A 24,572-nucleotide genomic window follows, 5' to 3' on the forward strand; every position below is an offset into this window, starting at 1 on the left:
GGCGTCGTGACAAACCCGTGGACGGGCTCGTCCAATCCTGGGGAACAAGGCGGGCCGACTAGGCGAGAAGCGTCCGGCGCTGGCTATCAAAGTCAAGACTCGGTATCGGGGACATTGCGCATCTCGGATATGGTCGCGCCCCGGAAAATCCCGCCCGGCTCCGGCTGGCGGCGATTCCTTTACCAGGCGACATTTCACGCCATTAACTTCGGCGAATCGCCCGGCGAAAGGCATTATCGGGAATTGCAGGAGCGAATCCGGCGCCATATCCGCAAGCAGTACGTAGTCGGCGTCGTGTCGGGCAAGGGCGGCGTCGGCAAGACCACGATGACCGCGTGCCTCGGCGCGGTGTTCCGCGAATGCCGGCCCGAGAACGTGGTCGCCATCGACGCGGCCCCCGGCTTCGGAACCCTGGCCGGGCGCATCGACGAGGCGCCACCGGGCGACTACGCGGCGGTGCTCAACGACACCGACGTCCAGGGCTATGCCGATATCCGAGAACACTTGGGGCAGAACAGCCTTGGCCTTGACGTGCTGGCCGGCAACCGCGCGTCGGATCAACCGCGGCCGCTGGTCGCGTCGATGTTCGCCGGCGTGCTGTCGCGGTTGCGGCGCACCCACACGGTGATCGTGGTGGACACCTCGGACGACCTCGAGCACCCCGTGATGAAGGCGGTGCTCGACGCTTGCGACACGCTGGTCTTCGTGTCCGGCCTCACCGCGGACACGTCCCTGCCGGTCACCCGGTCGATCGACCTGCTGCGGTCGATGGGCTACCACGAGGTGGTGTCGCGCAGCATGGTCATTCTGAATGACAGCCGCGACACCGACGACCCCGAGGCGCGCGCTTACCTCACCGAACGCTTCGCGCAGTCGGGTGCGACGGTGGAATTCATGCCGTACGACCCATTCCTCGCAAAGGGCGGGATTATCGACACGCGCCACGAGCTGAAGAAGAAGACCCGATTGCGGCTATTTGAGATCACTGCGGCCTTGGCCGACAAGTACATTCCAGATGCCGACAGGCCGCGCTAATGGCGAAAGTATCGTTTCCGGCTCGTTGTGCGGTTGCGGTCGTTTGCGGAGAACATCTGGTTTCGCAGGTATACCCCGCCTCGGTGCCCATCGAGGCTTTCCTCGACAACGTCGTCGAGCTGCTTAACGACGAACTCAAGCGGCGTGGCTTCACCGGGCTCGAGTCCGGCGTCGGCTACGAGCTGCACAAGGCCAATGGGGTGCGGCTGGACGTCGCCAAGACGCTGGACGAGATGGGCGTCGAGGACGGTGCCACGCTGACCCTGGTCCCCGTGGTCGACGGGGAATCGTTTGAGCCGCAATACGAATCGCTGTCCACCGGGCTGGCCCGCGTCGGCAAGACGCTGTTCGAGCCGGTGACCCTGCGGACCGCCGCGCACACCGCGTTGATCATCCTCGCGATGGTGGTGGCGACGGTGCTGGGACTGGCTGTGCGCCAACGCTTTGCGAGCGACTCGCTGCTGCCCACCATCGTGACGGGGGTGGCCGGGTTGCTGGTCGCCGGGGGGGCGGGCGCGGTGTGGCGCTGGTGGCCGAGCCGCACCGACATGGTCGACGGCCTCGGCTGGACCGCGCTGCCGCTGCTGGCGGCGAGCGCCGCTGCCAACGCCCCCGGGCACCTCGGGGCGGCGCACGCGTTCATCGCGGCGCTGATGGGTGCCGTCCTGACGGTGGGCCTCGCCACGGCTACGGGCCGCCACGCCAACGTCGCGGCGACGGTCGTGACGCTGCTCGGACTGGGCGCGGCGCTCTCCGGGGCGCGGATGTGGTGGCCGGTGCCGGCCCAGTGGCTGGGGATGTTCACCTTGGTCGCCCTGCTGCTGCTGTTGACCATGGCCCCGACGATCTCGCTCTGGGTCGCGCGGATCCGGCCGCCCTACTTCGGGTCGATCACCGGCCGGGACCTGTTCCGCCGCAGCGCGGGCCTGCCGTCCGACGCGGTGACGCCCGTCGAGGAGGGCGCCGACGAAGAAGCCAACTCCGACACCACGCCGCGGGGCGCGCAGATCGCGATCGCTGCGGTCCGGGCCAACAACATCCTGACGGGAATCTGCATCGCCTCCGCGTTGGCCCTGCCCGCCGCGGTGTGGGTCACCCTGATGCCCGGCCGCGATCGCGGCACGGCGGCCGCGGTGCTGGCCGGGTTGTTCGTGCTGATCTTCATCAGCCGGGGGCGGGCGTTCGCGGACAAGCGTCAGGCCGTCGCGCTGGTGTGCGGCGGCGCCGCAGCGATGTGCGTCGGCGTCGTGAAATACGTTGTGCACGAACCGGCCTCGTCCGGCCTTCCGGTGCTGTGGGGTGCGCTGGTCCTGGCCGGATTCGGCGGCGCGGGTCTGCTGGCGGCGCTGCTGGTGCCGATCACCAGGTTCACCCCGCTGGTGCGGATGACCGCCGAATGGGTGGAGATCGCGGCGATCATCGCGGCGCTGCCGCTGGCCGCGTGGATCGGTGGCTTGTTCAACTGGGTGCGCATGCGATGACCCGGATGGCTGACGCGGCTCGGGGTGCTCTACTGGCTGCGACGCAGCGCGCCGCTGCGATCGCGATGACCAGTCTTCTCGTTGGGATGGTCGCGAGTCTTCCTGCGGCGCACGCAGTTCCGCCGCCGATGGTGGACCCTGGCCGAGTCCCCGCGGACGGCAAGCCCGCGTCGGATCAGCCCATGCGCCAGTCCTTCGCCTGTGCGCGCACGATCACCGTCGCCGACCCGAACGTCGGCCTGACGGCACCCGGCTTCACGATGCTGAACGTCGCCAAGGCCTGGCAGTACTCGACGGGCAACGGGGTGCCGGTGGCCGTCATCGACACCGGGATCAACCCCAGCCGCCGGTTGCCGGTGGTCGCGGGCGGCGACTACATCATGGGCGGCGACGGCCTGTCCGACTGCGACGCGCACGGAACCATCGTGGCGTCGCTGATAGGCGCTGCGCCCCAAGGCAATCCGATGCCGGCCCCGATGCCCAGCGCCCCGGCGTTCCCGCCGCCGGCGGGTCCGCCCCCGACCGACATCGCGCCGCCGCCGCCGGGCGGGGTGGCGCCGCCACCGCCGCCGCCGCCACCGGACGCGCCGTCGAACGGGCCGGGTGATCCCGTGTCCGGGCAACCCGACGACCCCGAGGTGCCGCCGCTGCCGCCGGGCGCGCCCGATGGAGTGGTCGGGGTCGCGCCGCACGCCGTGATCATTTCCGTCCGGCAGTCGTCCCGGGCCTTCGAACCGGTGAATCCCGGTGGTGGCGGTGACATGGAGGGCCGCAAGAAGGCGGGCACCATCGCCACGCTGGCCAGCGCGATCGTGCATGCCGCCAACATGGGTGCCAAGGTGATCAATGTCAGTGTGACGGCGTGTGTTTCGGCCGCCGATCCGCTCGATCAGGGCGCCATCGGTGCCGCGGTCTGGTACGCGGCCACCGTGAAGGACGCGGTGGTCGTCGCGGCCGCGGGCAACGACAGCGAGGACGGCTGCGCGCAGAATCCGTCGTTCGACCCACTGAATGCCTCGGATCCGCGCGACTGGCATCAGGTGAAGACGGTGTCGTCGCCGTCGTGGTTCTCCGACTATGTGCTGTCGGTGGGGGCGGTCGACAACACCGGCGCGCCGATCAGCAAGAGCCTCGCCGGGCCGTGGGTGGCCGCTGCGGCTCCGGGCGTCGGCGTCATGGGGCTGTCCCCCGAGACCGGCGGGCCGGTCAACGCCTATCCGCCGATTCATCCGGGCGAGAAGAACATGCCGTTGTGGGGCACCAGCTTTTCGGCCGCGTACGTCAGCGGCGTCGCCGCCTTGGTGCGGGCCAAGTACCCGGGCCTGTCCGCGCATCAGATCATCAACCGCATCCTGCAGACGGCGCACAACCCGCCGCGAGGCGTCGACAATCAGGTCGGCTACGGCGTCGTCGATCCGGTTGCCGCGCTGACGTTCGATGTGCCTCCGGGCGACCGGCTTCCGCCCGCGGCGGCGAGCCGCATCGTGCACCCGTTGCCGCCGCCACCACCGCCGGATCACCGCGCCCGCAACGTCGCACTGGTCTTCGCCGGTGTGCTGGCGGCCGCGATAGCGGTGGTCTCGCTGATCGTCCGGGCGCGGCGGGAACGATGACCAGCGGCACCAAGCTGACGATCATCGTCGGCATCTTTCTTTCCGCCCTCACCGGCTGGGCCGTCGGCCAATACATCGGTCTGGCGGTGGGTTTGGTGCTGGGGCTGATCGTCGGCGTCGTCCGGTGGCGGGGCCAGCCGATCTGGTCCTGGATGATTTTGTGGTTCCGGCGCCGCCGACCCGTCCACTGGAGCGAGCCGCTCACCGTCGCCAATGACCGCGCGGGCGGTGGCATCCGGTACCAGGACGGCGTCGCGGTCGCCGCCGTCCAGCTGTTCGGAAAGGCGCATACGCCAACGCTTTTCACCGGGTCGACGTCGACCTACACCGCGAACGCCTTCGACCTCACCGAACTGATCCCGCTGCTGCGGCAAAGCCTCGGTCTGCAGCTGGGTTCGATCAGCGTCGTCACCGCCGGGGCGCGCCGGCGCAGCACCGGTGACTACCCGCGGGTGTACGACACGCTGATCGGCACCCCGCCGTATGCCGGTCAGCGCGAAACCTGGCTGATCGTAAGGACTTCGGCGCTGGGCAACGCGGAGGCGCTGAGCGGACGTACCTCGGTCGGCACCGCTACGCTCGCCGCGGCCCAGCGAATCAGCGCGGCCATGCGCCAGCACGGCGTGCGCGCGAAAGTCGCCACCGCCACCGACATCGTCGAGATGGAGCGGCGGTTGGGCCGCGCGGCGCTTGACACGTCCGGCCGGCGCTGGCGTTCGGTCCGGGGTGAGACCGGCTGGCTGACGACCTACTGGTACCGGCCCGCCGACATCAACGCGGAGGCGCTGGCGCAGGCGTGGTCGGCGCGTGCGGACGGAATCGTGCAGAACGTCACGCTTTTCGCCGACGGGACCGCGACGGCCACCGTGACGGCGCGCACCGCGCAGCCGCCGACGGTGCCGCTGAACCTGATGCTGCGGACGTTGCGGGGCGAGCAGCTGCAGGCGCTGGCCGCGAACCTGTGCGGGCCGCTGCCGGCGCTGCGCGGCATCCGCCGCGGGGTGTTGCGGGGCCCGCTCGTCGTGCCGATCGGGCCGTCGGGCGTGCTGCTCGGCAAGGTCGCCGGCGGCAACCGGATGCTGCTGCCGTTCGACGATGCCGGCGAGTTCAGCCGTGTGCACATCGCCGCCGAGGACGCGCTGGCCAAGCGGTTCGTCATCCGGCTGGCCGGTGCCGGCGAGCGGATCACGGTGCACACGCGAAACATGCAGCGCTGGAACAGCGTTCGGATGCCCGACATCGCGGTGACCGGCCAGGCCAAGCCGGCCTCGGGCACCACGGTCAGCGTGGTGGACGGCACGCTGTCGCCCGCGCCCCGCCCCAACACGCTGATCTCGGTGGGATCACCGGGCGAACCGTATCGGGGCACCGCCAACGTATTGATCACGCAGATCGGGCCGGCGACGGTCGAGGTGCGGGCCGCCGGCCAGACCCATGTCGTGGAGGTCGAGCTGTTCCGCGCCGAGAATCGCTACGTATCGTCGGAACCGATGGTTTTGCGAACTTCTGAGCTGGAAGCAGTAGACACACCATGACCAGCAGCACTACACCCGCTGCCGCACGCAAGTATTTCGACCAGGCGATGTCGTTGCTCGACACCGACTCGGGCTCGGCCGCCGCGCGTTTTCGGGAGGCGACCGAGATCGATCCGTCGATGGCCGACGCGTGGCTGGGCCGGATCGCCGCGGGCGACGAGACGTTGTCGACCGTGCAGCAGCTGTACGAATACGGCAGCCGGCTGCATCGGGAGACCAACCGGATCGGCGCGCGCCTGTCGGCGCCGATCAAGGCGGGCCCGTACCTGTCCATCGCGGTGACCGAGGCCTCGCACGCCGGGCTGGCGCTGGCCAGCGCCCTCATCGACGACCGGCAGTACGAGAAAGCCGGAGCGCTGCTTGGGGATTCGTCGCTGCTGGACACTTGGGAGAACCACCAGTGGAAGCAGTACATCGAGGCGTACCTGATGTTCGCGACGCAGCGCTGGCCGGATGTGATCGCCGTCGCGGCGACCATCTTGCCGCCCCAGGCCATCATCATGTCGGCGGTCACCGCGGCGACCTGTACCTTGGCGGCGCACGCCGCGGCGCATCTCGGTCAGGCGCGGGTCGCGCTGGAGTGGACTGACCGCGTCGAGCTGCGCAGCGGATACGGCGGTTCGACCGAGTCCCGTCGCCAGCAGCTCGAGACCGCCGTCACCGCAGTCGATCCCAACGACTTCCCATTGATCGCGGCCGACCTGGCCTACGTGCGCGGGATGGCGCATCGCCAGCTCGGCGACGAGGCCAAGGCGCAGGTTTGGCTGTCCAAGGCGACGATCAACGGCGCCCTGATCGAGTCCGCGAAGCAGGCGCTGGCCGACCCCACGCTGCAGCTGGTGGTCACCGACGAGGACGCCATCAAGACGCGGACCGACAAATGGGACGTGGCCACCGAACTGTCGGAGCAGCAGCGCGCGGAAGAGGAGCACAAGGAGCGCCGCGGTGAACTCCTGCAGGAGGGCCGCGCGTTGCTCAACAATCAGGTCGGGCTGACCGAGGTCAAGCGCGCGGTCGCGGAACTCGAAGACCAGATCGAGGTGCGGGAGCTGCGCCTGGCGGCCGGCCTGCCGGTAGTGGGCCAGACCAACCACATGCTGCTGGTCGGGCCGCCCGGAACCGGTAAGACCACCACGGCCGAGGCGCTGGGCAAGATCTACGCCGGGCTCGGCATCGTGCGCCATCCGGAGATCATCGAGGTCAAGCGCTCCGACTTCTGCGGCGAGCACATCGGGGCGTCGGGCCCGAAGACCAACGAGCTGATCAGCCGCTCGCTGGGCCGCATCCTGTTCATGGACGAGTTCTATTCGCTGGTGGAGCGCCACCAGGACGGCCGGCCGGACATGATCGGCATGGAGGCCGTCAACCAGTTGTTGGTGGCCCTCGAGGTGCACCGGTTCGACTTCTGCTTCATCGGCGCCGGGTACGAGAAGGAAGTCGACGAATTCCTCACCGTGAACCCGGGTCTGGCGGGCCGGTTCAACCGCAAGCTGCGGTTCGAGTCCTACACGCCCACCGAGCTGGTGGAGATCGCGATCCGGTACGGCAAACCGCGCGCGACGATTTTGGAGCCGGCCGCGGCCGAGGCGCTGAAGACCGCGACGGCGACGTTGCGCGCCTTCCGCGCGCCCGACGGCACGCATGGCGTCGACGTCATGCAAAACGGGCGGTTCGCCCGCAACGTGGTGGAGCGCGCGGAGCGGCTGCGCGACTCGCGGGTGGCCGCCCGGAATCGCACCGACAAGGGCTCGGTGACCGTGGAGGACCTGCAGACGCTGCGCGCCCCGGACATGGTGGCCGCGGTCAAAGACGCGTGCCAGGAAAAGCACGTGCCGATAGCGCTCTGAGCGGGTCCGCCCGAGTCAGTTGATGTGGGCGATCAACGTCTCGATCGCGTCCACGACATGAGCCGGCACCGGCTGCTCGGCCTCGGCGCGGATGATCATTTCTTCGTCGACGCCAGCCGCACGGGCAGTTTCTCCGGTGGAAAGGCTCGCCCGCCGGCGGGCCGCATATAAACGTTGCGCGAGAGGCGCGTCCGGGGCTTTGGCGCCGAGTGCCGTCAGTTCGTCGCGATGGCGGCGCACAGCGCTGAGGGCTTTGATCAATTCCGGGGTTATTCGGCTGATTCGCGTTGCGCGCACGGCAATGGTCTCGAGGTGGCGCAAGTCGGCGAGAATGGGCGCCGCGCGTTTGGTGAATTCCGGATCGTCGCCCGGCGGCAGCGCGGCGATGGCCAGGGTGCAGCTGTCGACGGCCGCGACGACCGCCTGCCCGAGCAACGACGCCGCACCATCGTCGGCAGGGTCGGAGTCGTCACGCGCAGCCTCCGCGGCGGCCTCGTCGGCGGCGGATTCGCCGCGGCGGATTCGCGCGATGGTCCCGGTCGGCCAGCGCAGCACCTTCTCGAGCTTGGCCCGGGTTCGTTCGCGCGGCCAGCTGCGGCCCTTCTCGAACGCGATGAGGGCGCCGGCGTTGATGATCCCCTCGGCGGCGAGCCTGCGCTGACTGATGTCGAGTTCGCGACGACGTGCGGCCGCGGCGGCCCCGGCGCGGATCAGGCCGGGGTCCGACTCACCGATCTCGATGGTGTCGTCCCGGCCCCCGCCAAAGCCCGGTCCGCCGGAGCGGGCAGAGGATGGGGGACTGGGCATACGCGGCGGGTCCTTGCTCGTGAGGTCTAGGCGACGGCGGGCTGTCTGCCCTCGGGGTTCGAACCGCCGCACTTCGGCAATCCTATCGCAGCGCTACGGTTCAATAAACACTTTTCCGGAAGATGCGTCGCGGCATAACCGAAGCATCGCCACGGCTCTGCCTCGGGCCTATTTCAGCCCCCCGTATTGCGCTCAACTGCGGATTCATGCGCCTACTCGCCTGCGTGACGAAGCATTGGCCCGCGACACGACCCGAACGCTCATCGGCTAACTGTTGCAATGCAACGGTTAGTGCTATAGCGTGACTCGCGTAGGACGTAGGAACGCAACGCTTCATGGAGGGACGTGGTGATGACCGCAATAGCTCCTTACAACCCCTGGTTGGGTGTGTGCTCCACGGACCCCGATCGTTGGACGACGGCTCCCGACAGCGAGGCCAAGGCCCTCTGCCGGGCGTGTCCGCTCCGGTGGCAGTGCGCGCGTGACGCGGTGCAGGCGCCTGGCGCGGAAGGGCTGTGGGCCGGCGTCTTCATCCCCGAAGGCGGCCGAGGGCGAACATTCGCACTGGGCCAGCTCCGATCTCTGGCCGAGCGCAACGGATACCCGGTGCGCGCGGCAGCGAAATCGGCCTAACCCTCGGTTGCCGGCCGTTGATTTGAGGGGTCAGCGGCCCCACGGTGACCGGGAAAGGTGAAAAGCCCTGCGCGGCATCATCTTTGGGCTCGCACAACGCGAGCCGGGCCGGCGTGAACAGCGCGAGAAATGAGCGGAATTTCTCGCGCTGTTTCGCACGCCTGCCTTACCGGGGCGTCGCCGGGTCGAAGCGGAAGACGGCGAGCCGGCCGGCCAGCGCCTCGAATTCGTCGGCGGTCCCATCGCGGACCATTCCCGAGCGCTTCGCGAACGAGACGCCCACGGGCACGTTGTCGGGAAACGCTCGCAGCACCGGGCGGGCTTCGTCGGCGGTCAGCTCGACGATCCTGACTTCGCGGGACCGTCGGCCCCGGGCCAGCGTGCCGCTGCCGGCGGCGCGGGCATTAGCCGCCCAGTCGGCACCCGGGTAGCCCGCCACCACGTAGAGCCCGCCCCGGAATTGGAACGGTGTCATGGGGGTGCTGCGCGGTCGGCCCGACTTGCGGCCGGGCACCGTCAGCACCATCGCGGGGCCGGTGGGGATACCGAGTTTCTGCACGGCCATCATCACCCGGTTCATGGGTTTGAGGTAGCGCGGCGGAAGCGGATCGGACATGTCGGGGCTCCTTGGTCTAGTCGGTGAACAGGTCGCGGTGCTCGGCCACCCACTGCCCAAAGGGCAGGGCCGGGCGGCCAAGGATCTTTTCCACGTCGTGGGTGACCAGGGCGGGCCGGTCGATCGTCTCGGCGAGCATCGCCGTGTAGGCGTCGACGAACTGTGCGCCGAAACCCAGGTCGACGAATCGTTGGCGCACCACGCCCGCGGGTATCTCCTGATACCGCAGCGGGCGCCCCAGCACCGCGCCGATGACGCCCACCAACTCGGTGTTGGTGAACGCGTGTGGACCGGTCAACGGAATGCGTTGGCCGACAAGCTCGTCGGTGAGCAGCGCACGCGCGGCGACCGCCGCGATGTCGATCTCGGCGATCGGCGCGGTCGACGCCGCCGCGTACGGTCCGGCAACCACGTCGCCGGCGCGCAGCTGCGCCGACCACATGCCGGCGAAGTTGGTCGCAAAGACGGTGGGCCGCAAGCTCACCCAGGGCAGGCCCGACTCGACCGCGACCTGTTCGACCTCCCGATTGCGGTCCCCGCGGAATCGCGACGGCTGCCGAGAGAAGTCGTCGTCGGCGTTGATCGCCGACAGCGCGACCAGCTTGCTGACCCGGGCGCGCCGGCACTGCGCCGCCACGTCGGATAGCTCATCGCCGAGCGCGCGGGAATTCAGGAAGACCGCCGAGGCGCCCGCTAGCGCGGCGGACACCGACCCGAAGGTTTCGACGCGCGGCGAAAACGCCGCCGCATCCGGCGTTCGGGAGACGGCCCGCACCGCGGCGCCCGCGGCGAGGAGTTCGGCGACGAGAGGGCGCCCGACATTGCCGGTCGCTCCGGTGACGACGATCGTCATGATGTGATTCCTCCTGGGATGACGGATGTCTTCGAGGCGCTCTTGGATGAGCCCTGCAGCAACGACGGCCGCGGCGCGGGAGAAGTTACAGTCGAGGTGCGTAACTTTTTCCGGCAGCAGATCGTCGGTGATCCATGAAGCAGTCACACCCGCCCAGCGATCAGGTCGTCGAGGCATGGCGCCGGCACCGTCCCTACCTGGTCAACCTCGGATACCAAATCCTCGGCGACGTCGGTGACGCCGAAGACGTTGCGCAGGAGGCCTTTCTGCGCCTGTCCCGGGTGCCGGACGACGAGATCGACGACATCCGGGGTTGGCTCACGGTGGTCACCAGCAGGCTGTGCCTGGACCAGGTGCGCTCGGCGCGAACCCGCTACGAACGGCTTGGCAGGCCAGGCCACGAGGAGCGCGACGTCCCGGCCGACCCGTCGCCGGCCCTCAACCCGGCCGATCGGGTCACCCTCGACGACGAGGTGCGCAGCGCGCTGATGGAAGTCCTGCAGCGGCTGAGCCCGGGGGAGCGGGTGGCCTTCGTGCTGCACGACGTCTTCGGGGTCCCGTTCGACGCCATCGCCGAAACGGTGGGCCGCCCGGTCGGCACGTGCCGCCAGCTCGCGCGCCGGGCCCGATCCAAATTCACTACCGCACAACCGAAGTTGGGCGAGGTGACGCCCGCCGAGCACCAGCTCGTCACCGAGACATTCATCACCGCGTGCGCCAACGGCGACATCGCCGCGCTGACCGCCGTGCTCGACCCGACGGTGTGGGGGGTGGGCACGGTGATCGCCGAGCCGGCCCCGCCCCCGCAGATCAACCACGGCCCAGCGGCGGTGGCCACCAACCTGATGCGCTACCTGAGCCCGGAGGTGACGCTGGTCAGCGGCCCCGCCGGCCAACCCGTCGTGCTGGCCTTTGCCGAACGCCGGCTGTTCGCGGCCATCGTGCTGACCATCCGGGGCGGCCTGGTCACCAAGATCGAGGCGGTCGCCGACCCCGCGGCCCGTGCCGCAGAGGTGTGAATCACCTTGGGCCGCTTCAGCTCTCGTCGGCCGGCGCACGGCGCGACCGGTCCCGGCCCGTGCGGGCCGCGAAGTACCCGGCGATCGTCGCGGTGATCTGCAGGAATTTCAGTCGCGTCGGGCCCGCCATCTCGTTGCTCACATCGATGACGCCGCCGGGCCGCAGGTGGGGATCGTAGGGAACCTCCACCACCGGCCGCCCATGATCGACGAATTCGCGCGCCAACAACGCGCGGGTGCGTTTGTCGGCATGGCCGTCGGAATCGTTGAGGACCACGATGGTGTGGTTCAGCAAGTCCGTCAGGCCCTGATCCGAGAGCCACTCCATGGTCCGGGCCGCCGCGGAGGCTCCGTCGGCCCACGGCGAGGACACCACGATCAGCGCGTCGAGGTCGCGCAGCACTTCGTGGGTGACGGGCGAATCCATCGTCGACCCGCAGTCGATCACCGAGATCGCGAAATGGCGGTCCAGCCGCAACGCGGCCTCCCGGTAGATCGCGCGATCGAGGACCCGGCGCGGGCCCGAGGCAGGTTCACCGCCGAGTACGTACAGGCCGACCGGGTTGCGGCCCACCCGCTCGGCCACATCGGTGAACGTCTCCAGATTCTTGTCGGCGGTCAGCTCCCAGAACGAACCCCTCGAGCGCGGATCGATGCGGCTGCTCAGCCGGCCGAAGGCGGTGTCGGCGTCGATGGCGACCACGTGGTCTTGCCGCCGCAGCTCGGCGAACAGCGACCCCACACTGGCGGCGACGGACGTCTTTCCCACTCCGCCCTTGCCCAGCACGCCGACCTTGTGGGTGCCGCGTAGGCCCGCCCGGATCGCGGCCTCGTACTCGACCTGTTGGCGTTGCGCGAGTGACGGACCCAGCGTGATCAGCCCGAAGGTGACCAGCCGCAGGATGCGCCGCCAGCCGCTGTCGGGAAGTGCGGCCGCCGGTGTGGCGGGTGTAGCGAGCGGGGGCGTTGGACGCGGCTGCGGCGCATCCTGCGGCTGGTCACCTTCGGGCGCGGGGGCGCCGGGCTGCAGACGGTCCCGCAGGAATTCGTCGCGCTCGTTCATGGGCTCCTCAGTGCCGGCCGATCGATCGTCGCGTGTGGCCGATCGCACGGAGCTCCAGTATCGGTCACGGCCCGCCGCACCATTCAGGGGTATCCGCGGGTCGCACCCGAGCAAACGGAGGCGCTTGGCACCGCTGCTGTGGGGCGGTCCGGGGCCGCCGCGGTTCCGCCGGATTTTCGCCGGTTGACCTGCGCGTCGGTGAGCGCGCGATGCCCTTCTGCAGCGAATTTACGTCGCAGCAAGCCCGCAGGTTAGACTTGACGAAGTTGGCATGTCAGGCGGTTTTTGTCATATCGTTTTACGACTTGTCGAGACCGGGTACACGCCACCGTTCAGCGCCGCACGGACGATTCCCTAGCCGGATCACTTTCCGTCTGGGAGACAGCCTATCGACAAGTCCGAAGGGGCCTCAGCCCGCAACCTCTGGGTGCGGCCCCGTCGGAGCGAGAAAAAACGGCCGCGCAGCAGGTTTTGGTGAAGAGGCAGGTGCATATGACGCCCAGGCGCGTTGGGTTGTACAACCCTGCGTTCGAGCACGACGCGTGCGGGGTAGCCATGGTCGTCGACATGCACGGCCGGCGGACGCGCGACATCGTCGACAAGGCGATCACCGCCTTGGTCAACCTGGAACACCGCGGCGCCCAGGGTGCCGAGCCACGCAGTGGTGACGGCGCGGGCATCCTCATTCAGGTCCCGGACGCCTTCCTGCGTGAGGTGGTGGACTTCGAGCTGCCCGCCCCGGGCAGCTACGCCACGGGCATCGCGTTTCTGCCGCAGTCGTCCAAGGACGCCGCGGCGGCCTGCGCGGCGGTGGAGAAGATCGCCGAAGCCGAAGGCCTGACGGTGCTGGGCTGGCGCAACGTGCCGACCGACGACTCCTCGCTGGGCGCGCTCTCGCGCGACGCGATGCCGACCTTCCGCCAGGTGTTCTTGACCGGGGCCACCGACATGACCCTCGAGCGCCGCTGCTACGTGGTACGCAAGCGCGCCGAGCACGAGCTGGGCACCAAGGGTCCGGGCCAGGATGGGCCGGGCCGCGAAACCGTGTACTTCCCAAGCCTGTCCGGCCAGACCATGGTCTACAAGGGCATGCTGACGACCCCACAGCTCAAGGCGTTTTACCTTGACCTGCAAGACGATCGGATGACCAGCGCGCTGGGCATCGTGCACTCCCGCTTCTCCACCAACACCTTCCCGTCCTGGCCGCTGGCGCACCCCTTCCGGCGCATCGCCCACAACGGCGAGATCAACACGGTCACGGGCAACGAGAACTGGATGCGGGCCCGTGAGGCGCTGATGAAGACCGACGTCTTCGGCGCGGTCGAGGACCTGGACAAGCTGTTCCCCATCTGTACGCCGGGTGCGTCGGACACCGCGCGTTTCGACGAGGCGCTCGAGCTGCTGCACCTGGGCGGGCGCAGCCTGCCGCACGCGGTGCTGATGATGATTCCCGAGGCCTGGGAACGCAACGAGACGATGGACCCGGCCCGCCGTGCCTTCTACGAGTACCACGCCTCGCTGATGGAACCGTGGGACGGCCCGGCTTCCATGACGTTCACCGACGGCACCATCGTTGGCGCGGTGCTGGACCGCAATGGCCTTCGCCCATCCCGGATTTGGGTCACCGATGACGGTTTGGTGGTGATGGCGTCCGAGGCGGGCGTGTTGGACCTGGACCCGTCGAAGGTCGTGCAGCGGATGCGGCTGCAGCCGGGCCGGATGTTCCTGGTGGACACCACGCAGGGCCGCATCGTCGCCGACGAGGAGATCAAGGCGCAGCTGGCCGCCGAGCACCCCTACCAGGAGTGGCTCGACAGGAACCTTGTCCCGCTCGAATCGTTGCCGCAGGGTAAGTACGTGCGGATGCCGCACGAGCGACTTGTCATGCGGCAGTTGGCCTTTGGCTACACCTACGAGGAGCTCAACCTGCTGGTGGCGCCGATGGTGCGCACCGGTGCCGAGCCGCTGGGGTCGATGGGTACCGACACCCCGGTCGCGGTGCTCTCGCAGCGTCCCCGCATTCTCTACGACTACTTCCAGCAGCTGTTCGCTCAGGTGACCAACCCGCCGCTGGACGCCATCCGCGAGGAGGTGGTGACCAGCCTGCAGGGCACCACCGGCGGTGAGCGTGATCTGCTCAGCCCGGACGAAAAGTCCTGCCACCAGATCGCGCTGCGTCAGCCGATTCTGCGCAACCACGAGCTGGCCAAGCTGATCAACCTCAATCCCGACGACGAAATCAACGGGCGCGCACATGGCATGCGCTCCAAGGTGATTCGTTGTCTGTACCCGGTCGCCGAGGGTGGCGCCGGGCTGACCGCAGCGCTGGAGGAGGTGCGCGCGCAGACGTCGGCCGCGATCGCCGACGGCGCCCGGGTGATCATCCTTTCCGACCGCGACTCCGACGAGCAGATGGCGCCGATACCGTCGCTGCTCGCCGTCGCCGGCGTGCACCACCACCTGGTTCGCGACCGGACCCGCACCCACGTGGGGCTGGTCGTCGAGTCCGGTGATGCCCGCGAGGTGCACCACATGGCGATGCTGATCGGCTGCGGCGCCGCCGCGGTCAACCCGTACCTGGCCTTCGAGTCCATCGAGGACATGCTCGACCGCGACGTCATCGACGGCATCGACCGCGACAAGGCGCTGAACAACTACGTCAAGGCCGCCGGCAAGGGCGTGCTGAAAGTCATGTCCAAGATGGGCATTTCGACGCTCGCCTCCTACACCGGCGCCCAGCTGTTCCAGGCGATCGGGATTTCCGAGGACGTGCTCGACGAGTACTTCACCGGGCTGGTGTGCCCGACCGGCGGCATCACCCTCGAGGACGTCGCCACCGATGTGGCCGCGCGGCACAAGCTGGCCTACCTGGACCGGCCGGACGAGCGCGCGCACCGCGAGCTGGAGGTGGGCGGGGACTACCAGTGGCGCCGTGAGGGCGAGTACCACCTGTTCAACCCCGAGACGGTGTTCAAGCTGCAGCACGCCACCCGCACCGGCCAGTACAAGATCTTCAAGGACTACACCCGCCTGGTCGATGACCAGAGCGAGCGGATGGCGTCACTGCGCGGCCTGCTGAAATTCCGCGGCGATATGCGGCCCCCGGTTCCGCTGGAAGAGGTCGAACCCGCCAGCGAGATCGTCAAGCGATTCTCGACCGGCGCCATGAGCTACGGCTCGATCTCGGCCGAGGCGCACGAGACGCTGGCCATCGCGATGAATCGCCTCGGCGGCCGCTCCAACAGTGGCGAGGGCGGCGAGGATGTCAAGCGATTCGACCGCGACCCCAATGGCGATTGGCGCCGCAGCGCCATCAAGCAGGTCGCCTCGGCGCGGTTCGGCGTCACCTCGCACTACCTGACCAACTGCAGCGACATCCAGATCAAGATGGCCCAGGGGGCGAAACCCGGTGAGGGCGGCCAACTTCCGGGTCACAAGGTTTACCCGTGGGTGGCCGAGGTCCGGCACTCCACGCCGGGTGTCGGCCTCATCTCGCCGCCGCCGCACCACGACATCTACTCGATCGAGGACCTGGCGCAGCTGATCCACGATCTGAAGAACGCCAACCCGCAGGCGCGGGTACACGTGAAGCTGGTGTCCGAGAACGGCGTCGGCACGGTCGCCGCGGGGGTGTCCAAGGCGCACGCCGACGTGGTGCTCATCTCGGGCCACGACGGCGGCACCGGTGCCACGCCGCTGACGTCGCAGAAGCACGCCGGCGCCCCGTGGGAGCTGGGCCTGGCCGAGACGCAGCAGACCTTGCTGCTCAACGGGTTACGCGATCGGATCGTGGTTCAGGTGGACGGCCAGCTCAAGACCGGCCGCGACGTGATGATCGGCGCATTGTTGGGTGCCGAGGAATTCGGCTTCGCCACCGCCCCGCTGGTGGTGGCGGGCTGCATCATGATGCGGGTCTGCCACCTCGACACCTGCCCGGTCGGCGTAGCCACGCAGAACCCGGTGCTGCGTGAGCGGTTCACCGGCAAGCCGGAGTTCGTCGAGAACTTCTTCATGTTCATCGCCGAAGAAGTCCGGGAATACCTGGCGCAGTTGGGCTTCCGCACCCTCAACGAGGCGGTCGGCCAGGTGGGCTCGCTGGACACCACGCTGGCCCGCGCGCACTGGAAGGCGCACAAGCTGGACCTGAGCCCGGTGCTGCACGAGCCCGAGTCGGCGTTCATGAACCAGGACCTGTACTGCAGCTCGCGTCAGGACCACGGCTTGGACAAGGCGCTGGACCAACAGCTGATCGTGATGAGCCGCGAGGCGCTGGATTCCGGTAAGCCGGTCCGGTTCTCCACCACCATCAGCAACGTCAACCGCACCGTGGGCACCATGCTCGGTCACGAGTTGACGAAAGCGTATGGTGGCCAAGGCTTGCCGGACGGGACCATCGACATCACCTTCGACGGCTCGGCCGGTAACAGCTTCGGCGCCTTCGTGCCCAAGGGCATCACCCTGCGCGTGTACGGCGACGCCAACGACTACGTCGGCAAGGGCTTGTCCGGTGGACGGATCGTGGTGCGCCCGTCCGACGATGCCCCGCAGAACTATGTCGCCGAGGAAAACATCATCGGCGGCAACGTGATCCTGTTCGGCGCGACCAGCGGAGAGGTTTACCTGCGCGGCGTGGTCGGCGAGCGGTTCGCGGTCCGGAACTCCGGCGCCCACGCGGTGGTCGAGGGCGTCGGCGATCACGGCTGTGAATACATGACCGGCGGCCGGGTCGTCATCCTCGGCCACACCGGACGGAACTTCGCGGCCGGCATGTCCGGCGGCGTGGCCTACGTCTACGACCCGGACGAGCAACTGCCCGAAAACCTGAACACCGAGATGGTGGATTTTGAGACTCTCGATTCCGAAGACATCGACTTCCTGCACGGCGTCATCCAGGCGCATGTCGATGCCACCGATTCCGCTGTCGGACAGCGCATCCTGGCCGACTGGCACGGCCAGCAAAGGCATTTCGCCAAAGTGATGCCGCGGGACTACAAGAAGGTGCTGGAGGCGATCGCGCAGGCCGAACGCGACGGAGCCGACGTCGACAAAGCGATCATGGCGGCCGCACATGGCTGATCCAAGCGGCTTCCTGAAGTACACGCACCGGGAACTGCCGCAGCGCCGGCCTGTCCCGCTGCGGTTGAAGGACTGGAAAGAGGTCTACCAGGACTTCAACGACGACACCCTGCGTGAGCAGGCGACCCGCTGCATGGACTGCGGTATTCCCTTCTGCCACAACGGCTGCCCGCTGGGCAACCTGATCCCGGAATGGAACGACCTGGTGCGCAGGGGCCGGTGGCGCGACGCGATCGAGCGGCTGCACGCCACCAACAACTTCCCCGACTTCACCGGGCGGTTGTGTCCCGCGCCGTGCGAGCCGGCCTGCGTGCTCGGCATCAACCAGGAACCGGTGACGATCAAGCAGATCGAGCTGGAGATCATCGACCACGCCTTCGACGAGGGCTTCGTGGAGCCGATGCTGCCGACCAAGCTGACCGGAAAGACGGTCGCCGTGGTGGGTTCGGGCCCGGCCGGACTGGCCGCCGCCCAGCAGCTGACCCGCGCCGGACACACCGTCACCGTCTTCGAGCGGGCCGACCGCGTCGGCGGCCTGCTGCGCTATGGCATTCCTGAATTCAAGATGGAAAAGCGCGTCCTGGATCGCCGCCTTGACCAAATGCGGGCCGAGGGAACCGAATTCCGCGCCGGCGTCAATGTCGGAGTCGACATCACGGCCGAGCAGCTGGTGGCCGACTTCGACGCCGTGGTACTGGCCGGCGGTGCCACCGCCGCGCGCGACCTGCCCGTGCCCGGCCGCGAGTTGGACGGCATCCACCAGGCGATGGAATACCTGCCGTGGGGCAACCGGGTGCAGGAAGGCGACGACGTCCTTGGCGAGGACGGCGAGCCGCCGATCACCGCCAAGGGCAAGAACGTCATCATCATCGGCGGCGGCGACACCGGAGCCGACTGCCTGGGCACCGCGCACCGGCAAGGCGCGGTTGCGATCCACCAGTTCGAGATCATGCCGCGGCCGCCGGAGTCCCGCGCGGAATCCACTCCGTGGCCGACCTACCCGCTGATGTACCGGGTGTCCTCGGCGCACGAAGAGGGCGGCGAGCGCGTCTTCTCGGTGAATACCGAGGAGTTCGTCGGCAAGGACGGGCACGTCACCGCGCTCAAGGCGCACGAAGTGACGATGCAGGACGGCAAGTTCGTCAAGGTCGAGGGATCCGACTTCGAGCTCGAGGCCGACTTGGTGTTGCTGGCGATGGGATTCGTCGGCCCCGAGAAGCCGGGACTGCTCACCGACCTCAAAGTGAAATTCACCGACCGCGGCAACGTCGCCCGCGGGGCCGATTTCGACACTTCGGTTCCCGGCGTTTTCGTTGCTGGGGACATGGGCCGTGGCCAGTCGTTGATCGTCTGGGCGATCGCCGAGGGCCGGGCCGCGGCCGCCGCTGCGGACCGGCATTTGATGGGGTCCACGGCTTTGCCGGCGCCGGTCAAGCCGACCGCCGCACCACTTCAGTAGTCACACTAGCCACACACGAAACACGCGTTAAATCGGTCGGCGCGTCTCCCGTAGTTTGCCAGAACCCGGGTGTCTAATAATTCGTTGTGGGCTACGTCACGTAGAAGCCGCAACGAAGCCCCGGTTGATAGGAACGATCGCAGGAGTGTCACTGTGCATGTCAACCCATTACCTCGAACGCGGATGGGGCGAATGGCCTGGTCATGGTTTCGCCACCCGATGAAGAGCCGCGAATTTCCTGCCAAGCACGAACGTCTGGTAACCGCTGAAGAACTGCTGCTGTTCGGGGTGTAACCGCACGCAGTTCACAACCGAAAATTGATCAAGGGTTTGCTCGGCGTTACCGAATCGGTTCTACGCCAGGCATGGCCCGGAAATTACCCGTCGAGCAGTCCCGAGTCCCGAATCGCCTCCGCCAGCGGTTCGAGGATGGCCGGGTCGTGCGGCGGCGGGAGGTAGACGATGCCCAGGTCCAAACCCTCGGCGGCCAGCCCGGCCGCGTCGGCGACGACCTTCTGGTAATCGAGGTCGGGCTCCAGGCGCAGATGGGCCGACAGGGTGATCTCCTTCGGGTCGCGGCCGATGTCCGCGCAGTGCGAGGCCAGCACGTCGCGCTTGTGGGCGAACATGTCGGGCGGGCCGCCGACGAAGTTCCAGTGTTGGGCGTAGCGCGCGGTGATCCGCAGGGTGCGCTTTTCTCCGCTGCCGCCGATGCAGATGGGCGGGTGCGGCCGCTGCGGACCCTTCGGCTCGTTGCGGGCGTCCTTGAGTTGGTAGTACTTGCCGTCGAAGTTGGTGGACGGTTCGGACAGCAAGCTGGTCAGCACCGCGCAGGCTTCCTCGAAGCGGTCGAAGCGCTCCTTGATGCTGCCGAGCTCGATGCCGTAGGCGCCGGACTCCTCTTCGTTCCAGCCGGCGCCGATGCCCAGCTCGAGCCGGCCGTTGGAGATGATGTCAAGTGCGGCAGCCATATTCGCGAGCACCGCGGGGTGGCGGTAGTGGATGCCGGTGACCAGGGTGCCCAGCCGCAGCCGCTTGGTGCCCTGCGCCAGCGCGGTCAGCGTCGTCCAGCCCTCCAGGCATGGCCCGCCGCTGTCGGAGAAGATCGGGTAGAAGTGGTCGAAGGTCCATCCGGACTCGTAGACGTCGATGTCGTCGGCGGCCTGCCAGACGGCCAGCATGTCGGCCCAGGTGGTGTTCTGCGGGGAGGTTTTGAACGCGAATCGCATATACCCGAAGGTAGTCGATCTTTATGAAGCGCAACTAAACTCGTTCGGACCATGACTAGCGCACTCGGACTCGACACCAAGATCACGTTGCTGGCGGCCGGACTGATCTTCTTGCTCGCACTCGTTCTCGGAGTGTGGAAGTACCGCCAGATCATGGCGTCCGACGACCACCGGGCGCATCCCTACGTCGACATCGCGCACCGGGCGGCGTTGCTGTATTCCTTCGCGACCCTGCTGATCGCGGTGTTCGTCCAATACAGCGCCTGGCCGATGTGGGTCAACCTGACGGCGGCGATGGTCGTCGTGTTCTTCTTCGTCGGGGCGATCGCCGCCTACATCGAGCACGGGGCGCGGCGCGACACCGTCAACCAATTCGAGAACGCGCCCCGCGGAACGGGGCTGGCCATGACCCTGTTGATCGTCGGCGAGATCGGCGGCTTCAGCGTGATCCTGGCCGGCTTCGTGTACGGGCAGCTGTTGTAGCCGACGGGCACACTGGAGCCATGGATCCGGTGACCGCGCTGCGACAGATCGCGTACTACAAGGACCGGAGCCGGCAAGACTCCAAACGCGTGATGGCATATCGCAACGCCGCCGACATCGTCGAGAAGCTGTCCGACGCCGAGCGGGAGCGCCACGGGCAGGCCAACAGCTGGCAGACGCTGCCGGGCATCGGCCCCAAGACCGCGAAGGTCATCGCGCAGGCCTGGGCCGGCCACGAGCCGGACGCGCTGATCGAATTGCGTTCCGAGGCAACCGATCTCGGCGGCGGCGAGATTCGGACCGCGCTGCGGGGCGATCTACATCTGCATTCCAACTGGTCGGACGGCTCGGCGCCAATCGAGGAGATGATGGCCACCGCGGCGGACCTGGGCCACGAGTACTGCGCGCTGACCGACCATTCCCCGCGGCTGACGATCGCCAACGGCCTGTCGCCGGAGCGGCTGCGCAAGCAGCTCGACGTGATCGACCGATTGCGCGAGCAGTTCGCGCCGATGCGCATCCTCACCGGCATCGAGGTCGACATCCTCGACGACGGCAGCCTGGACCAGGAGCCCGAGCTGTTGGAGCGCCTGGACGTGGTGGTGGCCAGCGTGCATTCCAAGTTGTCGATGGATGAGCCGGCGATGACGCGCCGCATGGTGCGCGCCGTCTCCGACGGCCACGCCGACGTGCTGGGCCATTGCACCGGCCGGCTGGTCGCCGGCAACCGCGGCATCCGGGCCGAATCGAAGTTCGACGCCGAGAAGGTCTTCACGGCCTGCCGCGATCACGGCACCGCGGTCGAGATCAACTCACGGCCCGAGCGCCGCGACCCGCCGACCCGGCTGCTGAACCTGGCGCTGGAGATCGGCTGCGTGTTCAGCATCGACACCGACGCGCACGCGCCCGGCCAGCTGGACTTCCTGGGCTACGGCGCGCAGCGCGCGCTGGACGCCGGGGTGCCCGTCGACCGCATCGTCAACACCTGGCCGGCCGAGCGACTGCTGGAGTGGACCGGGTCCGGCTAGGCGCGACGGGTCAGGCCGGCACGGTTTCGGCGGCCTCGGCGGCCGGTTCACCGCTGCGCGCGCGGCTGTGCACCACGTTGGCAGCGGCCACGGCCGCGCACGTTGCGGCCGGGATGAGCAGCGAGTAGCCACCGAGTCGGGCCCCGAACACGATGCCGGCGATGCCGCCGCCGAGGAACAGCAGCAGCGTCGTCACCAGGATCGTGGCCTTCCACTTCTGGATGCCGTCTTGCCGGCTGCGGCCGAGCATCAGGCCCAGATCGGTGACGGTCCCGGTGAAGTGGGTGGTGCGGATCGCCATCCCGCGGAAGCTTGACGTCATCCCGTTCTGCAGCCCGAGGGCGGCCGCGGCGAACAGCGCCTGAACCGCGGTCTGCTCGATGCCCAGCGCGGCGATCTGCGCCTTGACGGGGGTTTCCTCCACGCCGGCAGCGGCCAGCACGAGCAGCGCCGCCTCGGCCATCAGCACGACGGCGTGGCGGGGCCCGGCCAGGGCCTGGGTGGGTGCGAGCACCGCGCCCGCCACGGCCGCGCCCGCCAGAAAGCCCAGCAGGATCGCGACCAGCACGTGGCTTTCGTACAGCCAGGGGTGGGCCGTGTCCATGCCCAGCTGCGTGGTGATGGCGGTGAGGTTGCCGACCGGCAGCGCCAGGATCAGCAGGGCCACCGCGTTGACGAAGCCGGCGGACAGCGCGAGTACCGCACTGTAGCCGAGCAGGAGACCTTCGCGAGGCGGGCCGCCCTTGCGGGCTGTGTCCGGCGGCGGCATCGTGTTCAGTTACTCACTTTCAAGATCGGGTCGTCGCAAGCTTACAAGCGGGCCTTGCCGCCCGCCGGGCTCGAGCGGTACCTCAAACAAAGCTCTTATTATCGAAACCGCAAGGGCTGGAATCGAATTGGTAAAACTACGACCAACCCTCAGTCGGGGAGGGTCGGCACCTCTATACCCAAATCCCGGCCGATCAACACCCCGCGGGTGAGCGCGGACTTGCCGAAGCGGTGCCGCACCTGATCGACCGCGGCGTCCACCATGGGCGCTTCTGGATCCAACGGCAGCATCAGCTGCTGGGCGCCGCTGCGGTCGATGCCTGAGACCGCGAAGCCCACCAGGGTCAATCCCCGCTGCGCGATCAGGGGCGCCGCCGCGGCGACCAGCCGCCGGGCGGCCCCGAGGATGGGCTGCGTCGACGAGGTGGCCCACGGCAGCGTGTGCGACCGGGTGGCCCGGGTGAAGTCGTCGAACCGCAACCGCAGCACCACCGTGCGCCCGGTGCGGCCGGCCGCGCGCATGCGGCCGGTAATCCGGTCGATCAGGTTGACCACCACCGCGTCGACCTCGGCCGGCGTCATGCGATTGCCGGCGCGGCCCAGCGCGCGCTGGGCGCCGACCGACCGCCGCCGCACGCCGGTGGTGACGCGGCGACGGTCGACGTTGTGGGACAGCGCGAACAGTTGGCGGCCCATCGCGCCGCCGACCAACGAGGCCAGCATCGACTCGCCGAGCTCAGCGACGTCGGCCACCGTATGGATGCCGTGCGCGTTCAGCTTGTCGGCGGTCTTTGCCCCGACGCCCCACAACCGGCGGACCGGCAGCGGATGCAGGAAGGCCAGCTCCCCGTCGGGCGGCACCAGCAACAGGCCGTCCGGCTTGGCTTCCTGGCTAGCGACCTTCGCCAGAAATTTCGTCCGGGCGATCCCGACGGTGATGGGCAGCCCGACCCGATCGCGCACGTCCGCGCGCAACCGCTCGGCGATCTGGACCGGTGTGCCGGATACCCGGCGCAGCCCGGCGACGTCCAGGAACGCCTCGTCCACCGAGACCGCCTCGACCAGCGGCGTGGTGTCGCGAAACACCTCGAACACGGCGTCACTGGCGCGGGAGTAAGCCGACATTCGCGGCGGCACCAGCACGGCGTGCGGGCATAACCTTCGCGCCTGCGCGCCGCCCATCGCGGTGCGGACGCCGTAGGCCTTGGCCTCGTAGCTGGCCGCGAGCACCACGCCGCCGCCCACGAGCACCGGACGGCCGCGCAGCGTCGGGTCGTCACGCTGTTCGACCGACGCGTAGAACGAATCCAGATCCGCGTGCAGGATGGCCGCATCGCAGGACACGAACATATGTTCGCATAGCTGGCCGACAACGAGGGGTTAGCCGGCCTCGCCGTAAATACTGCTGACCCAGATATGCACCAGCGTGTCGAGGACTTGCTCGCCGGGCACCGAGGGCCGCTCGTCGGCGAAAGACGTCAGCATCACCTTCTCGTTGAGCAGGTTCAGCGCCGCCGACAGATGATGGGCCGGCAGCGTCGCCGGCGCCGCACCACGGGCCCGCTCGGCCTCGATCACGGTGGTGATGTGCCCGACCCACTTCTGCATGAACCGCGACCACAGCTCGCCGAGATCGTTGTTGGTGCGGGCGGCCGCGGCGGCCAGCGACACCGCGCGGTGCGCCCCGAATGTCTCGACGAACACGTTGATCCCGATGCGCCACAACGTCTTCGGGTCGGCGGGCGGATTGGCCACCATGGCCTCGAGCGCGGAGTCGGCCTCGACGATCACCCGCTCGAAGAGGGTGAGCAGCACCGCGTCCTTCGACGGGAAATAGAAGTAGAACGTCGGCCGGGACAGACCCGCACCCTTGGCCAGGTCGTCCACCGAAATGTCGGCGAGCGGGCGTTCGGCCAGCAGCCGCTCGGCGGTGGAAAGGATCGCCTGTTCGCGGTCGTCGCCCGAGGGTCGGGTCGAACGCCGGCCCCGCGCTGTGCGGGTCGAACTGGCGGCTGTCACGTCAGCTA

General features: G+C 68.5%; 19 protein-coding genes. 11 read left to right on the forward strand and 8 right to left on the reverse strand.

The genetic code is table 11. From position 1 onward, the window contains the following. Nucleotides 1-6 precede the first annotated feature (6 nt). Genes MRAB57_RS08455 through eccA form a run of 5 tightly spaced genes read left to right on the forward strand, consistent with a single transcriptional unit; the run spans nucleotide 7 to nucleotide 7,511 of the window. On the forward strand, nucleotides 7-1,035 hold the full coding sequence (locus MRAB57_RS08455; protein WP_425436731.1) for a MinD/ParA family ATP-binding protein: 1,029 nt from the start codon (nucleotides 7-9) through the stop codon (nucleotides 1,033-1,035). Beyond that, on the forward strand, nucleotides 1,035-2,516 hold the full coding sequence (gene eccD, locus MRAB57_RS08460; protein ID WP_077087166.1) for a type VII secretion integral membrane protein EccD: 1,482 nt from the start codon (nucleotides 1,035-1,037) through the stop codon (nucleotides 2,514-2,516). The genes MRAB57_RS08455 and eccD overlap by 1 nt, the downstream gene beginning before the upstream one ends. A 5-nt stretch (nucleotides 2,517-2,521) precedes the next feature. Continuing rightward, the gene (gene mycP, locus MRAB57_RS08465; RefSeq protein WP_083743598.1) at nucleotides 2,522-4,129 is read left to right on the forward strand and encodes a type VII secretion-associated serine protease mycosin; all 1,608 of its coding nucleotides are present in this window, start codon (nucleotides 2,522-2,524) and stop codon (nucleotides 4,127-4,129) included. Further along, nucleotides 4,126-5,664 (forward strand): type VII secretion protein EccE, encoded by a 1,539-nt coding sequence (eccE, locus tag MRAB57_RS08470; protein WP_077087167.1) that lies wholly within the window; start codon nucleotides 4,126-4,128, stop codon nucleotides 5,662-5,664. The genes mycP and eccE overlap by 4 nt, the downstream gene beginning before the upstream one ends. Next, nucleotides 5,661-7,511 (forward strand): type VII secretion AAA-ATPase EccA, encoded by a 1,851-nt coding sequence (gene eccA, locus MRAB57_RS08475; RefSeq protein WP_077087168.1) that lies wholly within the window; start codon nucleotides 5,661-5,663, stop codon nucleotides 7,509-7,511. Before eccE ends, eccA begins: the two co-directional genes overlap by 4 nt. Nucleotides 7,512-7,526: 15 nt before the next feature. Here the strand turns inward: eccA and MRAB57_RS08480 are convergent, their stop codons facing one another. Beyond that, entirely contained in the window at nucleotides 7,527-8,318 is a 792-nt protein-coding gene (locus tag MRAB57_RS08480) for a transcriptional regulator (protein WP_245835876.1), read from the reverse strand. A gap of 351 nt (nucleotides 8,319-8,669) precedes the next feature. On the opposite strand from MRAB57_RS08480, the gene MRAB57_RS08485 reads away from it, so the two are divergent. Continuing rightward, a complete protein-coding gene (locus MRAB57_RS08485; RefSeq protein WP_077090478.1) occupies nucleotides 8,670-8,951 on the forward strand; it encodes a WhiB family transcriptional regulator in 282 nt (93 codons plus the stop codon). 166 nt (nucleotides 8,952-9,117) lie between these two features. Here the strand turns inward: MRAB57_RS08485 and MRAB57_RS08490 are convergent, their stop codons facing one another. Next, nucleotides 9,118-9,567 carry a nitroreductase family deazaflavin-dependent oxidoreductase gene (locus tag MRAB57_RS08490; RefSeq protein WP_077087169.1) on the reverse strand — a complete coding sequence of 150 codons (450 nt, stop codon included), beginning with the start codon at nucleotides 9,565-9,567 and terminating at the stop codon, nucleotides 9,118-9,120. A 16-nt stretch (nucleotides 9,568-9,583) separates the two neighbouring features. Beyond that, on the reverse strand, nucleotides 9,584-10,420 hold the full coding sequence (locus tag MRAB57_RS08495; RefSeq protein ID WP_077087170.1) for an SDR family oxidoreductase: 837 nt from the start codon (nucleotides 10,418-10,420) through the stop codon (nucleotides 9,584-9,586). A 134-nt stretch (nucleotides 10,421-10,554) separates the two neighbouring features. On the opposite strand from MRAB57_RS08495, the gene sigI reads away from it, so the two are divergent. Next, the gene (sigI, locus tag MRAB57_RS08500; RefSeq protein WP_077087171.1) at nucleotides 10,555-11,439 is read left to right on the forward strand and encodes an RNA polymerase sigma factor SigI; all 885 of its coding nucleotides are present in this window, start codon (nucleotides 10,555-10,557) and stop codon (nucleotides 11,437-11,439) included. A 16-nt stretch (nucleotides 11,440-11,455) separates the two neighbouring features. Here sigI and MRAB57_RS08505 read toward each other — a convergent pair whose 3' ends face one another. Then, the gene (locus MRAB57_RS08505; RefSeq protein ID WP_083743341.1) at nucleotides 11,456-12,502 is read right to left on the reverse strand and encodes a MinD/ParA family ATP-binding protein; all 1,047 of its coding nucleotides are present in this window, start codon (nucleotides 12,500-12,502) and stop codon (nucleotides 11,456-11,458) included. A 492-nt stretch (nucleotides 12,503-12,994) separates the two neighbouring features. Here MRAB57_RS08505 and gltB point away from each other — a divergent pair, with 492 nt between their 5' ends. After that, the gene (gene gltB / locus MRAB57_RS08510) at nucleotides 12,995-17,578 is read left to right on the forward strand and encodes a glutamate synthase large subunit (protein ID WP_077087172.1); all 4,584 of its coding nucleotides are present in this window, start codon (nucleotides 12,995-12,997) and stop codon (nucleotides 17,576-17,578) included. Next, a complete protein-coding gene (locus MRAB57_RS08515; protein WP_077087173.1) occupies nucleotides 17,571-19,037 on the forward strand; it encodes a glutamate synthase subunit beta in 1,467 nt (488 codons plus the stop codon). Before gltB ends, MRAB57_RS08515 begins: the two co-directional genes overlap by 8 nt. Nucleotides 19,038-19,414: 377 nt before the next feature. On the opposite strand, the gene MRAB57_RS08520 is transcribed toward MRAB57_RS08515, so the two are convergent. Then, the gene (locus MRAB57_RS08520) at nucleotides 19,415-20,266 is read right to left on the reverse strand and encodes an LLM class F420-dependent oxidoreductase (RefSeq protein ID WP_077087174.1); all 852 of its coding nucleotides are present in this window, start codon (nucleotides 20,264-20,266) and stop codon (nucleotides 19,415-19,417) included. A 51-nt stretch (nucleotides 20,267-20,317) separates the two neighbouring features. Between MRAB57_RS08520 and MRAB57_RS08525 the strand changes: the two genes are divergently transcribed. Both MRAB57_RS08525 and MRAB57_RS08530 read left to right on the forward strand, forming a co-directional pair. Continuing rightward, the gene (locus MRAB57_RS08525; RefSeq protein WP_077087175.1) at nucleotides 20,318-20,749 is read left to right on the forward strand and encodes a hypothetical protein; all 432 of its coding nucleotides are present in this window, start codon (nucleotides 20,318-20,320) and stop codon (nucleotides 20,747-20,749) included. 20 nt (nucleotides 20,750-20,769) lie between these two features. Continuing rightward, nucleotides 20,770-21,777 carry a PHP domain-containing protein gene (locus MRAB57_RS08530; protein ID WP_077087176.1) on the forward strand — a complete coding sequence of 336 codons (1,008 nt, stop codon included), beginning with the start codon at nucleotides 20,770-20,772 and terminating at the stop codon, nucleotides 21,775-21,777. 10 nt (nucleotides 21,778-21,787) lie between these two features. Here the strand turns inward: MRAB57_RS08530 and MRAB57_RS08535 are convergent, their stop codons facing one another. The 3 genes from MRAB57_RS08535 to MRAB57_RS08545 all read right to left on the reverse strand — a co-directional run bounded on the left by MRAB57_RS08535 (nucleotide 21,788) and on the right by MRAB57_RS08545 (nucleotide 24,564). Beyond that, nucleotides 21,788-22,546, reverse strand: a complete 759-nt coding sequence (locus MRAB57_RS08535) for a YoaK family protein (RefSeq protein WP_077087177.1) — start codon at nucleotides 22,544-22,546, stop codon at nucleotides 21,788-21,790. Between the two features lie 149 nt (nucleotides 22,547-22,695). Further along, a complete protein-coding gene (gene dinB / locus MRAB57_RS08540) occupies nucleotides 22,696-23,895 on the reverse strand; it encodes a DNA polymerase IV (RefSeq protein ID WP_077087178.1) in 1,200 nt (399 codons plus the stop codon). A 30-nt stretch (nucleotides 23,896-23,925) separates the two neighbouring features. Further along, complete coding sequence (locus tag MRAB57_RS08545; RefSeq protein WP_077087179.1) at nucleotides 23,926-24,564, reverse strand: TetR/AcrR family transcriptional regulator; 639 nt, start codon at nucleotides 24,562-24,564, stop codon at nucleotides 23,926-23,928. Between the last annotated feature and the right edge of the window lie 8 nt (nucleotides 24,565-24,572).

Origin of the sequence: Mycobacterium rhizamassiliense (genome assembly GCF_900157375.1) — a bacterium.
In the GTDB taxonomy this organism is placed as follows: domain Bacteria; phylum Actinomycetota; class Actinomycetes; order Mycobacteriales; family Mycobacteriaceae; genus Mycobacterium; species Mycobacterium rhizamassiliense.

What these genes read in the sequence shown, in the direction of transcription:
- eccD (WP_077087166.1), top strand. Translation starts at nt 1,035, where the DNA reads ATGGCGAAAGTATCGTTTCCGGCTCGTTGTGCGGTTGCGGTCGTTTGC.
- mycP (WP_083743598.1), top strand. Translation starts at nt 2,522, where the DNA reads ATGGCTGACGCGGCTCGGGGTGCTCTACTGGCTGCGACGCAGCGCGCC.
- eccE (WP_077087167.1), top strand. Translation starts at nt 4,126, where the DNA reads ATGACCAGCGGCACCAAGCTGACGATCATCGTCGGCATCTTTCTTTCC.
- eccA (WP_077087168.1), top strand. Translation starts at nt 5,661, where the DNA reads ATGACCAGCAGCACTACACCCGCTGCCGCACGCAAGTATTTCGACCAG.
- MRAB57_RS08480 (WP_245835876.1), bottom strand. Translation starts at nt 8,318, where the DNA reads ATGCCCAGTCCCCCATCCTCTGCCCGCTCCGGCGGACCGGGCTTTGGC.
- MRAB57_RS08485 (WP_077090478.1), top strand. Translation starts at nt 8,670, where the DNA reads ATGACCGCAATAGCTCCTTACAACCCCTGGTTGGGTGTGTGCTCCACG.
- MRAB57_RS08490 (WP_077087169.1), bottom strand. Translation starts at nt 9,567, where the DNA reads ATGTCCGATCCGCTTCCGCCGCGCTACCTCAAACCCATGAACCGGGTG.
- MRAB57_RS08495 (WP_077087170.1), bottom strand. Translation starts at nt 10,420, where the DNA reads ATGACGATCGTCGTCACCGGAGCGACCGGCAATGTCGGGCGCCCTCTC.
- sigI (WP_077087171.1), top strand. Translation starts at nt 10,555, where the DNA reads ATGAAGCAGTCACACCCGCCCAGCGATCAGGTCGTCGAGGCATGGCGC.
- MRAB57_RS08505 (WP_083743341.1), bottom strand. Translation starts at nt 12,502, where the DNA reads ATGAACGAGCGCGACGAATTCCTGCGGGACCGTCTGCAGCCCGGCGCC.
- gltB (WP_077087172.1), top strand. Translation starts at nt 12,995, where the DNA reads ATGACGCCCAGGCGCGTTGGGTTGTACAACCCTGCGTTCGAGCACGAC.
- MRAB57_RS08515 (WP_077087173.1), top strand. Translation starts at nt 17,571, where the DNA reads ATGGCTGATCCAAGCGGCTTCCTGAAGTACACGCACCGGGAACTGCCG.
- MRAB57_RS08520 (WP_077087174.1), bottom strand. Translation starts at nt 20,266, where the DNA reads ATGCGATTCGCGTTCAAAACCTCCCCGCAGAACACCACCTGGGCCGAC.
- MRAB57_RS08525 (WP_077087175.1), top strand. Translation starts at nt 20,318, where the DNA reads ATGACTAGCGCACTCGGACTCGACACCAAGATCACGTTGCTGGCGGCC.
- MRAB57_RS08530 (WP_077087176.1), top strand. Translation starts at nt 20,770, where the DNA reads ATGGATCCGGTGACCGCGCTGCGACAGATCGCGTACTACAAGGACCGG.
- MRAB57_RS08535 (WP_077087177.1), bottom strand. Translation starts at nt 22,546, where the DNA reads ATGCCGCCGCCGGACACAGCCCGCAAGGGCGGCCCGCCTCGCGAAGGT.
- dinB (WP_077087178.1), bottom strand. Translation starts at nt 23,895, where the DNA reads ATGTTCGTGTCCTGCGATGCGGCCATCCTGCACGCGGATCTGGATTCG.